At 65.4% G+C, this 12,887-nt stretch carries 12 protein-coding genes; all 12 read right to left on the reverse strand.

All coding sequences use genetic code 11. From position 1 onward, the window contains the following. Nucleotides 1–53: 53 nt before the first annotated feature. The gene (locus D8676_RS15265; protein ID WP_121581935.1) at nucleotides 54–815 is read right to left on the reverse strand and encodes a 3-ketoacyl-ACP reductase; all 762 of its coding nucleotides are present in this window, start codon (nucleotides 813–815) and stop codon (nucleotides 54–56) included. Beyond that, on the reverse strand, nucleotides 812–2,317 hold the full coding sequence (locus D8676_RS15270; protein WP_121581936.1) for a GMC family oxidoreductase: 1,506 nt from the start codon (nucleotides 2,315–2,317) through the stop codon (nucleotides 812–814). Before D8676_RS15270 ends, D8676_RS15265 begins: the two co-directional genes overlap by 4 nt. Before the next feature lie 6 nt (nucleotides 2,318–2,323). Next, nucleotides 2,324–3,439, reverse strand: coding sequence for an ABC transporter ATP-binding protein (locus D8676_RS15275; protein WP_121581937.1), 1,116 nt, complete (start codon nucleotides 3,437–3,439; stop codon nucleotides 2,324–2,326). A gap of 4 nt (nucleotides 3,440–3,443) precedes the next feature. Next, on the reverse strand, nucleotides 3,444–4,328 hold the full coding sequence (locus D8676_RS15280) for a carbohydrate ABC transporter permease (protein WP_121581938.1): 885 nt from the start codon (nucleotides 4,326–4,328) through the stop codon (nucleotides 3,444–3,446). Beyond that, complete coding sequence (locus D8676_RS15285) at nucleotides 4,325–5,260, reverse strand: sugar ABC transporter permease (RefSeq protein ID WP_183097107.1); 936 nt, start codon at nucleotides 5,258–5,260, stop codon at nucleotides 4,325–4,327. The genes D8676_RS15280 and D8676_RS15285 overlap by 4 nt, the downstream gene beginning before the upstream one ends. Nucleotides 5,261–5,449: 189 nt before the next feature. Next, complete coding sequence (locus D8676_RS15290; protein WP_183097119.1) at nucleotides 5,450–6,694, reverse strand: ABC transporter substrate-binding protein; 1,245 nt, start codon at nucleotides 6,692–6,694, stop codon at nucleotides 5,450–5,452. Between the two features lie 64 nt (nucleotides 6,695–6,758). Beyond that, on the reverse strand, nucleotides 6,759–8,270 hold the full coding sequence (locus D8676_RS15295) for an aldehyde dehydrogenase family protein (RefSeq protein ID WP_121581939.1): 1,512 nt from the start codon (nucleotides 8,268–8,270) through the stop codon (nucleotides 6,759–6,761). Nucleotides 8,271–8,295: 25 nt separating this feature from the next. Beyond that, nucleotides 8,296–9,072, reverse strand: coding sequence for an enoyl-CoA hydratase/isomerase family protein (locus tag D8676_RS15300; protein ID WP_121581940.1), 777 nt, complete (start codon nucleotides 9,070–9,072; stop codon nucleotides 8,296–8,298). Further along, nucleotides 9,065–10,678 carry an acyl CoA:acetate/3-ketoacid CoA transferase gene (locus tag D8676_RS15305; RefSeq protein WP_121581941.1) on the reverse strand — a complete coding sequence of 538 codons (1,614 nt, stop codon included), beginning with the start codon at nucleotides 10,676–10,678 and terminating at the stop codon, nucleotides 9,065–9,067. The genes D8676_RS15300 and D8676_RS15305 overlap by 8 nt, the downstream gene beginning before the upstream one ends. Beyond that, nucleotides 10,675–11,721, reverse strand: coding sequence for a LacI family DNA-binding transcriptional regulator (locus D8676_RS15310; protein WP_121581942.1), 1,047 nt, complete (start codon nucleotides 11,719–11,721; stop codon nucleotides 10,675–10,677). The genes D8676_RS15305 and D8676_RS15310 overlap by 4 nt, the downstream gene beginning before the upstream one ends. Before the next feature lie 161 nt (nucleotides 11,722–11,882). Beyond that, a complete protein-coding gene (locus D8676_RS15315; protein WP_121581943.1) occupies nucleotides 11,883–12,182 on the reverse strand; it encodes a hypothetical protein in 300 nt (99 codons plus the stop codon). 134 nt (nucleotides 12,183–12,316) lie between these two features. Next, nucleotides 12,317–12,664 (reverse strand): hypothetical protein, encoded by a 348-nt coding sequence (locus D8676_RS15320; RefSeq protein WP_121581944.1) that lies wholly within the window; start codon nucleotides 12,662–12,664, stop codon nucleotides 12,317–12,319. Between the last annotated feature and the right edge of the window lie 223 nt (nucleotides 12,665–12,887).

The following is a 12,887-nucleotide window of genomic DNA, read 5'->3' on the forward strand; positions in this document are numbered from 1 at the left end:
CCTCTCCCCCGCTTCGCAGGGGCGAGGAACCCAAGTCCTGCAAGCGCGCCATCTCAAAGCCTCCGCACCGACAGCGCGCCGTCAACATTGAGGATCGAGCCGGTGGCGAAGCCGAGCGTGCCGGCGGCGAGCGTCGCCACCGCCAGACCGACATCGGCCGCCTGGCCCCAGCGGCGTGCGGGCACCAGCCCCTCGCCGATCAGGCCGTCATATTTGTCCGCCACGGCCGCCGTCATGTCGGTGCGGACGATGCCCGGCCGGACCTCGAAGACGGCGATGCCGTCAGCTGCGAGGCGCAGCGCGAGGTTCTTCACCCACATGGAGAGGCCTGCCTTGGAGACACAATAGTCGGGGCGTTCGGGCGAGGCGAATTCGGCGCTGACGGAGGTGATCGTGATGATCGAACGGCCCGGCTTGACGGGGGCGGCGAGCATGGCGCGGGCGACGGTTTGCGAAAGGAAGATGGTGCCGCGCAGGTTGACGTCGAGAACACGGTCGAAGTTCTCGGGCGTGAGTTCCAGCAGATCGCCACGCACGGGCGAGGCCATGCCGGCGTTGTTGACGAGGCAGTCGATCGAGCCGAATTCCTTCCCGGCGGTTTCGAGAACGCCGGCGTGGGTGGAGAGGTCGCCGAGGTCGAAGGCCTTGTAGGCGAGCCGGCCATTGTTGCGCTCGACACCCGCCTGCAGTTCGTCGCTGGGCGCCGGTGCGAGATCGGCGGCGAGGATGTCGAAGCCAGAGGCGGCCAATATCTCGGCGATGGCGAGGCCGATACCGCGATTGGCCCCGGTGACGATGGCAGCGCGACGGGTCATGACGCGAGCTCCGTCCGGCGAATATAGTCCGCCACGCGCAGGGCCTGTGCGGCAACGGTGAGCGACGGGTTGACCGCCGCCGAGGTGGGCAGAAAGCCGGCGTCGACGACGAACAGGTTCTTGTGGTCGAAGGAACGGCACCAGGGGTCGCAGACATGGCCGGCAGGATCGTTTCCGATCCTGGTCGTCCCGCATTGATGCGACGGCAGGCGGCCGTCGACGAGCTGGCTGAGCAGGATGGGATAGCCTGCCGCGCGCATGCGTTCCTTGACCCGCGCAACCAGGGTCTCGTGCGCCTTCATGTTCGAAAAACGCCATTCGAGGATGACCTGCGATCCGTCGAGCCGCACGCGGCTTTCCTTGCGCGGCAGGTCTTCTGAAACGAGATACCAGTCCACCGAACGGCGGCTCAGCATATTCAGCGCAAACTCGGGGACGGCAGAGAGCCGGCTCTTCAGGATTTGCCCGGTGACGCGGCCGAGCAGCTGAACCTGGCCGAGCGGCCCCGAGCCATTTCCGTCGTCGAAATAGAAATCGTTGAAGTGGATGGTCTTCTGGTAGACGGAATCGTTGACCGTGCGTGGGTCGACCGCGAGCATGAAGGTCGCGTTGTGGTTCATGAAGTTGCGGCCGACCTGGTCCGAGCTGTTGGCGAGTCCGTCAGGATTGCGCCCGTCGGCCGAGCTTAGCAGCAGCGTGGCGGAGCGGATGGCCCCTGCCGACAGGATCACCAGCTTGGGCGACAGCCGCTTTTCCTCGCCCTTCTGGCGGTAGACGATCGAGGCGATGCGGTTCTTCTCGTCGGTCTCCAGCCTGACGACGTCGGCGCCGGTCTGGAGATCGATGTCGGGATCCTCGAGAGCCGCGGCCAGCCCGCAGCTCTCGGCGTCCATCTTGCCCGTCAGCGTGTCGGGATAGGCGTCGAACGGCGTCTTGGCGCGGGCAAGCCAGCGGTCGATGTCTACGCCGAGCGGCAGGCTTGCCGGATGCAGTCCGACCGACTTCAGGCGCTCGCGGACCTTTGCGATCGCCGGTTCGTCGGGCACCGGCTTGAAAGGATAATCCCTGGAGTGGAAGGGCTCGGTGGGGTCTTCGCTTGTCGTGCCCCGGACCTGGTAGAGCTGCTCGGCCTTCGAGTACCAGGGCTCCAGTTCCTCGTAAGGGAACGGCCAGGCCGGCGACACGCCGCCTCCCGGGAATTCGAGCTCGGAAAAGTCTTGCCTGCGGTAGCGGAACAGCACTGCGCCGTAGAACTTCGTGTTGCCGCCGACGACATGATAATTGCCGGGGTTGAAGGGCTTGCTCTGTGCGTCGAGCCACATCTCCTTGGGACGGAAATGCGCACGCTGGAAGATGGCGCGGGCGTCGCGCGTCTCGGGCGAGTCGAGCAGGCGCTCGCCTTTCTCCAAAATGGTGACCTTGGCGCCGCTGCCGGCCAGTCCGGCCGCGACCGTCGCGCCGCCCATTCCGGAGCCGATGATGACGATGTCGGGAGAGGCCATTTCGCGTCAGTGAATCCGGTTCTCGGTCGCCGGATCGAAGAACACCGTCTTGGTGAGATTGAAGGTGAGCGGCGTCACCGTGCCGGGCTGGACGTTGGCGTCGGCCCTGAGACGCGCGACAACGCCCTTGCCGCCGAGATTGGTGACGGCGAAAGTGTCGGAGCCGGCGGGTTCCACGACCTCGATGTGGAGGTCGGCGGTTGCCGTGCTCGACGCGTTGCGGTCGGCGCCATCGGGGTCGGTCAGCGCCTCGGGACGGACGCCGAACACCACCTTCTTGCCCTTGAAACCGGCCAGACCGGAGGGCGGATCGGTGACGGCCAGCGACACCGGCGGGCGGCCTTCGCGCTCGAAATTGACGGTGAGGCCGCTGCCGTTTCCCCCGATGGTCGCGGGCACCAGGTTCATCGCCGGCGAGCCCATGAAGTCGGCAACGAACATGTTGACCGGGTTGTTGTAGATCTCGGCCGGCGTGCCGAACTGCTGGAGGATGCCGTCCTTCAGCACGGCGATCTTGGTCGCCAGCGTCATCGCCTCGATCTGGTCGTGGGTGACGTAGACGATGGTGGTGCCCATGCGCTGGTGGAGCCGCTTGATCTCGGTGCGCATGTCGATCCTGAGCTTGGCGTCGAGGTTGGAGAGCGGCTCGTCGAAGAGGAACACCTGCGGGTCACGCACCAGCGCGCGGCCCATGGCGACACGCTGGCGCTGGCCGCCCGAGAGCTGCGACGGTTTGCGGTCGAGCAGATGGCCGATCTGCAGCAGGCTGGCGACATCGGCGATGGCCTTGTCGCGCTCGGGTTTCGGCACGCCGCGTATCTCCATGCCGAAGGCGATGTTCTGCGCAACCGTCATGTTGGGGTAGAGCGCGTAGGACTGGAACACCATGGCGATGTCGCGCTTCGACGGGTGGAGGTCGTTGACCCGCCGGCCGCCGATCCTGATCTCGCCCGAGGTGATCGGCTCCAGCCCGGCGATGGTGTTGAGAAGCGTGGACTTGCCGCAGCCGGACGGGCCGACCAGCACCAGGAAACCGCCCTCCTCGATCTCCAGCGTGACGCCCTTCAGGATGCGCGTCGCACCGAAGGACTTTTCGAGGTTCTGGATCTGCAGGAACGACATCGGCCTAACCCTTGACCGCGCCGGCCATCAGGCCGCGCACGAAATAGCGTCCGGAGACAATGTAGACGACGAGCGTGGGAAGCGCGGCCAGCACCGCACCGGCGAAATGCACGTTGTATTCCTTCACGCCCGTCGACGAGTTGACGAGGTTGTTCAGCGCCACCGTGATCGGGATGGAATCGAAGTCGGCGAAGGACGCGCCGAACAGGAAGTCGTTCCAGATGTTGGTGAACTGCCAGATGACGGTGACGACGATGATCGGTCCCGACGACGGCAGCAGGATGCGGCGGAAGATCTGGAAGAAGGAGGCGCCGTCGATCTGCGCGGCGCGCACCAGCTCGGTCGGGAAGGCCTCGTAATAATTGCGGAAGAAGAGCGTGGTGAAGCCGAGGCCGTAGACCACGTGGATGAGCACGAGGCCGGTGACCGTGCCGGCAAGGCCGAGCTCGCCGAGGATGCGGGCGGACGGGATAAGCACGATCTGGAACGGGATGAAGCAGGCGAGCAGCATCAGGCCGAAGACCATGTTGTCGCCGCGGAAGCGCCATTTGGTCAGCACGTAGCCGTTGAGCGCGCCAAGCAGGGTCGAGACTGCGACGGCCGGCACCACCATCAGGATGGAGTTCAGGAAGTAGGGTTTCAGCCCGGTCGGCGAGACGCCGATCTGCGCCGTCGACCAGGCCGAGAGCCAGGGCTCGATGGTCCAAGTGCTCGGCAGGTCGAGCATCTGGCCCTGGCGGATCTCGTCCAGCGGCTTCAGCGAGTTCACCACCATCACGTAGAGCGGCAGCAGATAATAGACCGCGAAGAGGATGAGCAGGGAGTAGATGACGGCACGGGCAATGATGCCGGTGCGGGCGGCGTTGTCCTGGGAGGGAGCGGCACTCATGAGCGGCGCCCTCCCCTCAGCTCGGAATAGAGATAGGGCACGATGATCGAGAAGATCATCATCATCATGATGATGGCGGACGAAGCGCCCATCGCCATCTCGTTGCGGCCGAAGGTGAACTTCTGCATGAACAGCGCGGGCACCCAGGTGGCGGTACCGGGGCCGCCGTCGGTCATGGCGACGACGAGGTCGTAGGACTTGATGGCGAGGTGCGCGAGCACGACGAAGGCCGACAGGAAGACCGGGCGCATCAGCGGGATGATGATGCGGCGGTAGATCATGACGGTCGAGGCGCCGTCGATCTGTGCTGCTTTTATCACCTCGTTGTCGACGCCGCGTAGGCCGGCCAGGAACATCGCCATGACGAAGCCCGACGACTGCCAGACCGCGGCGATGACGATGGTGTAGATCGCCATCTTGCCTTCCTTGATCCAGCGGAAGGAAAAGCTTTCCCAGCCCCATGTGTGCATGACGTGCTCGAGGCCGATGGAGGGGTCGAGGAACCACTTCCAGGCGACGCCGGTGACGAAGAAGGAAAGCGCCATCGGATAGAGGTAGATCGGGCGCAGGAAGCCCTCCCCGCGGATCTTCTGGTCGAGCAGGATGGCGAGGCCGAGGCCGAGCACCGTGCAGACCGCGATGTAGAGCACGGAAAAGATCGCCAGGTTCTTCAGCGAGACGATCCAGTTCGGGTGGTTGAACAGGCGCACATAATTGCCGAAGCCGACCCAGGTGGAAAAATCGGGCAGGAGCTTCGAGCCGGTGAAGGAGAGCACGGCGGTGAAGAGGATGAAGCCGTAGACGAAGAGCAGGATGAGCGCGAAGCTCGGCGCCAGCACCAGCTTCGGCAGCCATTCCTGCAATGTTTCCCTGGCTCCGCGGTCGGCGCCCTGCGTCAGGACAGGCACGATCTCCGCTTGTGTCTGGGTCATGCGACCGCTCCGGTCAAATATCGAAAAGGTAGCGCCGCCCCTCACCTGCCTGCCGGCATCCTCTTCCCCGTACGGACAGGGAGAGGAGAGCTGGCCGCAGCGTCGGCGCCCCCTCTCCCCGTTCTCACGGGGAGAGGGTAAGGGTGAGGGGCCGCACGATTTTGGCCGAGTTGCCCCAAACCGGGATCGTTACTGCGCTGCCGCCACGGCATTCGCCAGTTCCTCGGCGGCGGCCTTGGAGTCCAGCTCGCCGTTGAAGTGGCGGGTGATGACGTCATACATGGCGTTCTTCACCGCCGCCGGGTTGGCGTGGCCGTGCGCCATCGAGCCGAACAGCTTGCCGCTCTTGTCGGCTTCGGCGAGATCGGCCATCGCCTTCTTGCCGCAGTCGTCGAAGGCGTCGTTCGGCACGTCGGTGCGGGCGGGCGCCGAGCCCTTGACGACGTTGAAGGCCGACTGGAAGGCCGGGTCCTCGATCGCCGAGGCCATCTTCAACTGCGCCGCCTTGTTGGCGTCGCCGACCTTGAACATCATGAACTGGTCGGAGTTGAAGGTGACCGCACCCTGCGTGCCCGGGAAGCGGATGCAGACGAAGTCCGCGCCCGGCTTCAGGCCGGCCTTGAGGAATTCGCCCTTCGCCCAGTCGCCCATGAACTGCATGCCGGCCTTGCCCTCGATGACCATGGCGGAAGCGAGGTTCCAGTCACGGCCGGAGAAGTCGGCGTCGACATATTCCTTGAGCTTGCCCATCTTGTCGAAGACGCCGACCATCTTGTCGCTGTTCAGCGCAGCGGGATCGAGGTCGATCATCGAGGCCTTGTAGAAGTCGGTGCCTTCGGCGAGCACGACGGCGTCGAAGATGGTGGCGTCCTGCCAGGCCTGGCCGCCATGGCCGATCGGCGAGATGCCGTTCGCCTTCATCTTGTCGAGTACGGCGATCAGTTCGTCCCAGGTCTCGGGCGCCTTGCCGCCGGCAGCGTCGAGCGCCTTCTTGTTGATCCAGACCCAGTTGGTCGAGTGGACGTTGACCGGCGCGGCGATCCACTTACCGTCATATTTCGAGAAGGCCTGGAGGGCCGCCGGGATCACCGCATCCCAGTTTTCCTCCGCGGCGACTTCACCGAGATCGCCGACGACACCCTGCTTGGCCCAGTCGGTGATGTCGAAGCCGAGCGCCTGCACGGCAGTCGGCGGGTTGCCGGCGGTGACGCGGGCGCGCAGCGCCGTCATCGCCTGCTCACCGCCGCCGCCGGCGACGGGCATGTCCTTCCAGGTGACGCCTTCCGCTTCGAGGTTCTTCTTCAGCACGTCGAGCGCGGCAGCTTCGCCGCCCGACGTCCACCAGTGCAGGACCTCGACTTCCTCCGCGAAGGACGGCGCGGCATAGGCAGTCAGCGCCGTCGAAAGCATCGTTCCGATAAGCAATTTGCGCAACATGATACTACCTCCCAAAGTTGCGGTTATGCGACCGGCGGACACCCGCCGGGTTCTTCCCAACTCAGCCGACCCACCAACCGGTGCGCTGGCCGCGATGAAACTGGATCGTCTTCTCCTCGGTATAGTCCTCCACGGCGCGCCTCCCGAGTTCGCGCCCAAGGCCGGACTGCTTGTATCCTCCGAACGGCAGTTCGGGATAACCGTCCATGAAGGTGTTGACCCACACCGTTCCGGTCCGGACGCCCCGCGCCACTGTCATGCAGGTGTCGATGTCCCTGGACCAGACGCCCGCAGACAGACCATAAGGCGTGTTGTTGGCGATGCGCAACGCTTCTTCAATCGTTTTAAACGAGAGCACCGAAAGCACCGGGCCGAACACCTCCTCGCGGGCGATGGCCATGCCTTCGGTGACACCGGAGACGATGGTCGGGTCGAGATACTGGCCGGCATTGGATGCTCTGGCGCCGCCCCCCGCCAACACCTCGCCGCCCTCGCCTTTCGCCGCCGAGACGTAGCCCGAGACCTTGGCGAGATGATCGGTCGAGATCATCGCGCCGACCTTGGTGCCGTCGTCGAGCGGGTCGCCCACACGGACTTTCGCCGTCAGTTTCCTCACGGCGGCCAGAAAATCGCTCGCTATGTCCTGGTGGACGATGAGGCGGCTGCCGGCGTTGCAGCATTCGCCGGCATTGAAGAAGCCGCCGAAGACGGCGGCATCGGCCGCAGCCTCGAGGTCGCCGTCGGGGAAGACGATCTGGCCGTTCTTGCCGCCGAGCTCCATCGAGACCTTCTTCAGCGAGTTCGCCGCGCTCGCCATGGTGAGCTTGCCGACGCGCGTCGAGCCGGTGAATGAGACCATCTCGACCGAGGGATGGGCGACCATCGCGGCTCCAACGTCAGCGCCGAGGCCGGCGACGATATTGACCACGCCGGCCGGCACGCCGGCTTCGAGCAGGACGTCGCCAAGCAGGAAGGTGGAGGCCGACGTCATCTCGGACGGCTTGACCACCGCCGTGCAGCCGGCGGCAAGCGCAAAGGGCAGCTTCTGGCTGACGATGAGGAACGGAAAATTCCACGGCGTGATGATGGAGACGACGCCGACCGGCTCACGCAGCACGACGCCGAGCATCGCATCGCCGAGATTGGCATAGGAGTCTCCCGACAGCGTGCGGGCGAGCGAGGCGGCGTAGCGCCAGATGTCGACCGCACCGCCAATCTCACCGCGCGCCTGGGCGATCGGCTTGCCGGATTCCAGCGCGTCGAGGCGGGCTATTTCTTCCAACCTGGCTTCGATGAGGTCGGCAGCCTTGAGCAGGACGTTGGCGCGCTCGCCAGCCTTCATGCGCGGCCAGGGGCCGCTCTCGAACGCCTTGTGCGCAGCCTGCACGGCGAGATCGACGTCCTTCTCATTGGCCTGCGCGTAGCGGGACACGACGAAGCCGTGGCCGGGGCTGCGGCGCTCCAGCGAGCGGCCGTCGACAGCCTCGACCTGTTTTCCGTCGATGAGGAGCCTGTAGCTCTTCGGCGCGCCGGAGGCCTCTGACGGCATGGAGATGTTGAGCGGAGCGTTCATTGAGGAATCGAGTCCGGTTTCGTCCCTAAGTTCTTGAAAATTCTGCCTTGCGCTTTTGCTTGAAGGCCTTCACGCCTTCCTTGAGGTCGCCGGTCAGCGCGATGAAGCCGCTGGCCAGCGCCTCGGCCGCGGCGGCGTTTTCCTCGCCTTCGGCGACCGCGATCATCAGCTTGGCTGCTTCGGTGGCGAGCGGTCCGCGCTCGGCGATTTTTTCCGCCCAGGCCTTTGCTTCGGGGAGCGCCCTGCCCGTCTCGACGACGCGATCGACGACGCCGAGCGACAGCGCCTCGGGCGCTAGCAGCATCTCGCCGCCGAGCACCAGCCGGCGCACGGTCTGCGCGCCGAAGCGGCGCACGGCGCGCTGCGTGCCCGACCAGCCGGGCACGACGCCGATCGACGTCTCTGGGAAGCCTAGTTTCACCTGAGTCTCGGCGACGCGAAGATCGCAGGCAGCGGCAAGTTCCAGCCCGCCGCCGAGCGCATGGCCGGAGAGCACGGCGATGGTCGGCTGGCTGAGCCGCGCCAAGCGGTCGAAGACGCGGTGGCCGTAGCGCACCCATTTCACCTGGAAATCGGCGGCTGACAGGGCGGACCAGGCCTCGACGTCGCCGCCGGCGCAAAAACCCTTGCCCTCGCCGCAGAGGAGGACGACGCGCACGCCATCTGCATCCTCAGCGGCGTCGAGCGCCGTTTCCAGCGCCCGCAGCATCGGGATGTCGAGCGCGTTGAATTTTTCCGGGCGGCGCAGCGTGACGATGCCGACCGCGCCGTCTTGTTCGAAGGTGACCAGATGCTCAGACATGGGCGCCCTCCCCGAGGGGACTCGCCGGCTTGCGCGGCAGGGTGAGGCCGATCGGCGCTTCGGCGAAGAGGCAGGCGTCCATCGTCTTCAGCTTCGGCGACACGATCAGCGGGAATTCGGACTGGTCGAGAACATGCGACTGGAGGTCGACGCCCGGTGCGATCTCGGTCAGCACGATGCCATCAGGCGTCAGCCTCATGACCGCGCGCTCGGTGACATAGGTGATGTCCTGGCCCTGCTCGATGGCGCGGCGGCCGGAGAAGGTGACGTGCTCGACCTCGTTCACCAGTTTCTTCAGCCTGCCGTCCTTCTCGATCACCAGCTTGCCACTTTCGACCGAAAGTTTCGCGCCGGCGTTGAACATGCCGGAGAAGACGATCTTTTTCGCGCGCGCGGTGATGTCGACGAAGCCGCCGGCGCCCGCCGTCACATGCGGTCGGAAGGAGAGTTTTGAGACATTCACCGACCCGTCGCGGCCGATCTCCAGGAAGGAGAGCAGCGAGGCGTCGAAACCCGCACCCTGGAAATAGGTGAACTGGTAGGGCGACGGCACGAAGGCGTCGGCGTTGGAGGCGCAGCCGAAGGCGAAGTCGAGCAGCGGCACGCCGCCGACCGCGCCCTGTTCGATGACCCAGGTGACGTCACCGTGCAGGCCTTCTTCGAGCAGGATGCGGGGAACGTTGGCCGAGATGCCGAAGCCGAGATTGACAGCGCTGCCGGTCTGGAGCTCCTGTGCCACGCGGCGGGCGATCACCTTCTGGATGTTGAACTCCGGCACGCGGAAGCTGTCGAGCGGACGCATGACTTCGCCCGATATGGCGGGGTCGTAGAGCGTCTGCGTGGTCTGCTTCTGCTCGGGATCGACGACGATGTAATCGACCAGCATGCCGGGCACGCGCACGTCGTGCGGACGCAGCGAACCGTCCCTGGTGACGCGCTTGACCTGGGCGATGACGATGCCGCCATTGTTGCGGGCGGCGAGCGCCTGGTCGAGGCCGCCTAGATAGGCGCCCTCGTGCTCGTAGGTGAGGTTGCCGCGTTCGTCGGCGGTGGTGGCGCGGATGATCGCGACCTCCGGCTTGATCGCCGGGAAATAGAGCCAGTCCTCGCCCTCGAACTCGATCTTCTTGACGATCGGCTCGGCGGCGGCCTTCTGGTTCATCGCGCAACCCTGCCGATCAGGGTCGACGAAGGTATCGAGGCCGACCTTGGTGAGCACGCCGGGGCGTTTGGCGGCAGCCTCGCGGTGCATGTCGAACATGATGCCGGACGGGACGTTGTAGGCGGCGACCTCCTCGTTGCCGATCATCTGCCAGATCAGCGGCGGTTCGGCGCTCGACGGCCCGGACGGATAGGAGCCGCCGATGATCTTCTTCAGCAGGCCGCTTTTCGCGATGTGGTCGACGCCCTTGATGCCGCTCATGTCGCCGGCGGCGATCGGATGCAGCGTGGTGAGGTCGCGCGGATGGCCCTCGCGGTCGAAGCGCTCGCCGATCGCCTTCAGCATCAGGTCGGGGCAGCCGAGACCGGAGGACGAGGAAACGGAAACGACCACGCCATCCCCGATGAGGGCGGCTGCCTGAGCGGGAGTGACGAGCTTGCTCACGAAAAAACCTCGTCCTTCGACGCGTTGAGATCGGGACCGCAGCTTTCGCGGACCACGAGATTGACGGCCCCGACATGGTCTTCGGCGCGCGTGGTGCGCGACTGGATCATCCTCAGCACCGAATGCGCGGCGCGCTCGCCGAGCCCTGCCGTGTCCACGGCGACCGAGGTCAGCGCCGGAACATAATGCTGGGCCTCGACCACGTCGTCGAAGCCGACCACGGCGAAGTCGCGCCCCGGCTCCAGGCCGCGCTTGCGCAGGGCAAGCATCGCGCCGAAGGCAACCGCGTCGTTGAAGCAGACGGCGGCGGTAGGCGGATCGGGCAGCGTGAGCGCGGCATCGAGGCAGGCCATGCCGCCCCTGCGGTTGGTCTCGCCCTCGACGATCGTCATGTCCTCGGGCGCGATTCCATTCGCCTCGCACCCCTCGCGAAAGCCATCTGCCCGTTCGTGGTAGACGACCATGTCGGAGAAGCCGCCGAAGAAGGCGAGCCTGCGGTGGCCCTTGCGGATGAGATGGGCGGCGGCGAGCGCCGCGCCCCGATGATTGTCCGGTACCACGGCGGGCACGCGGCCATCCGGCATGCGGCGCATGGCAAGCACGACCGGGATGCCGGCCTGGCGCATCCGGTTGAACGCCTCGGCGGTGGTGCCCCGGGCGGGCGAGACGATGAGGCCGGCGACACCCTGCTCCATCATCGACTTCAGCACCTCCTCCTGGCGGACGGGATTTTCGGCGGTGTTGGCGATGAAGGGAACGACACCGGCCGACTGGAAGACGCGCTCCATGCCGACGGCGAGCTCGGCGAAGAAGGGGTTGGTCAGGTCGTTGATGACCATGCCGATGACGTTGGAATGCGCCTTGCGCAGATTGGCGGCGCCGCGGTTGTAGACGTAGCCGACATCCTCGATCGCCTTGCGGACTTTTGTCGCCGTCTCGGGGCGGATCAGGCTGCTGCCCTGGAGGACCAGCGAAACGGTCGACTTCGACACGCCGGCCTCTCGGGCGATGTCGAGGATCGTCGCCTTCTCGCGCGCGGCCAAGCCCTTCCTCCTCCGCCTCTTTCGTTTGATTTATTGGAACGTTCTAAAACGAGCTGGAAATGCTGTCAATCGGCTAGCATATGGATCCTCGTCTAGTTGGAACGTTCCATTGCAGGCCGAATGAGTCGCGCGCGACGACGGACTCCAGGGAATATGCTGCGCTAGCGGCCCGAGCCGGAGGCGCGGATGCATTTGCGCACCCGGCAGTTCAGCGTGTCGGCGGCCGGGACGCTGCGCAGTTCGGCCCGTTGGCTCGAACTGCAGAAGGTACGGTCGCGCACATAGCGGTCGAAAAGCACGAGCGAGGGATTGCCGGGTGCGGGATAGCGCAGGATCGCCTGGCCGTCATTGAGTGCCGCCTGCACGCGGGCGCAGCTCATCGAACTGCTCTGGTAGCGCTCGATGGCCGAGGCCTCGCCAGACAGCACCAGCGCCGCAATGAGGATCGCAAGCCGCCGCATCGGATATCCCCTCGCGGCCTTTCCCCGCATGCCGGAGCCTGCCGCAACGTCATGTTAGCAAAGGCAGGTGCAGCGCCGGCATGACAATGTCGTGAGGCGATTCGCCGGCCTCGAATCACATGAGGCGACGAAACTCAGCGATAGTCGAAGAACTGGATGTCCTCGCAGCGATAGACCGGGCAGGACGGCGTGTCGGAAGCCGGGATAGAGGCCCTGTCGGTCGTCTGGCCGCCCGGGCAGAAGAGCCGGTTCTTGACGTAGCGATCGTAGAGCGGCAGGCCGGTTCTCGGCGACCGGTACTTCATGATGGCCGCACCGTCGCGGTCTATGGTCGCCTGGATCTTGGAACAGGTCATCGAGGTGGAGGTGTAGCGGCTGATCGCCTGGGCGTCGGCCGCCGGCAAGGAAAGACAGGCGGCCAGACCGAGCAGAAAGAACTTCCCGGCACCGATCTTCGACGGTTTCCCTGCAGCGCACGGCATGGTGATGTCCTCCCCCGGATAGCGCCATCCTGAACCTGCTTCAGGCTCCGCGCAAGGAGGGTCGTGGCAGCGTATGCCGCAACTGCGGAGGTTTCCACGAAGTGGGAGAAATGGCGCGAGTGACGGGGCTCGAACCCGCGACCTCCGGCGTGACAGGCCGCAAGATCATCCTTATTTTTCAATGAAAGTTTCAACTTTTGAATCCTGCGAACGTGCTCCAGGA

It is taken from the genome of Mesorhizobium sp. YM1C-6-2 (genome assembly GCF_003666685.1).
Taxonomy (GTDB): domain Bacteria; phylum Pseudomonadota; class Alphaproteobacteria; order Rhizobiales; family Rhizobiaceae; genus Mesorhizobium_K.

Coding starts and splice junctions, on each gene's coding strand:
- D8676_RS15270 (WP_121581936.1), bottom strand. CDS start 2,317: ATGGCCTCTCCCGACATCGTCATCATCGGCTCCGGAATGGGCGGCGCG.
- D8676_RS15280 (WP_121581938.1), bottom strand. CDS start 4,328: ATGAGTGCCGCTCCCTCCCAGGACAACGCCGCCCGCACCGGCATCATT.
- D8676_RS15295 (WP_121581939.1), bottom strand. CDS start 8,270: ATGAACGCTCCGCTCAACATCTCCATGCCGTCAGAGGCCTCCGGCGCG.
- D8676_RS15275 (WP_121581937.1), bottom strand. CDS start 3,439: ATGTCGTTCCTGCAGATCCAGAACCTCGAAAAGTCCTTCGGTGCGACG.
- D8676_RS15315 (WP_121581943.1), bottom strand. CDS start 12,182: ATGCGGCGGCTTGCGATCCTCATTGCGGCGCTGGTGCTGTCTGGCGAG.
- D8676_RS15265 (WP_121581935.1), bottom strand. CDS start 815: ATGACCCGTCGCGCTGCCATCGTCACCGGGGCCAATCGCGGTATCGGC.
- D8676_RS15300 (WP_121581940.1), bottom strand. CDS start 9,072: ATGTCTGAGCATCTGGTCACCTTCGAACAAGACGGCGCGGTCGGCATC.
- D8676_RS15285 (WP_183097107.1), bottom strand. CDS start 5,260: ATGACCCAGACACAAGCGGAGATCGTGCCTGTCCTGACGCAGGGCGCC.
- D8676_RS15320 (WP_121581944.1), bottom strand. CDS start 12,664: ATGCCGTGCGCTGCAGGGAAACCGTCGAAGATCGGTGCCGGGAAGTTC.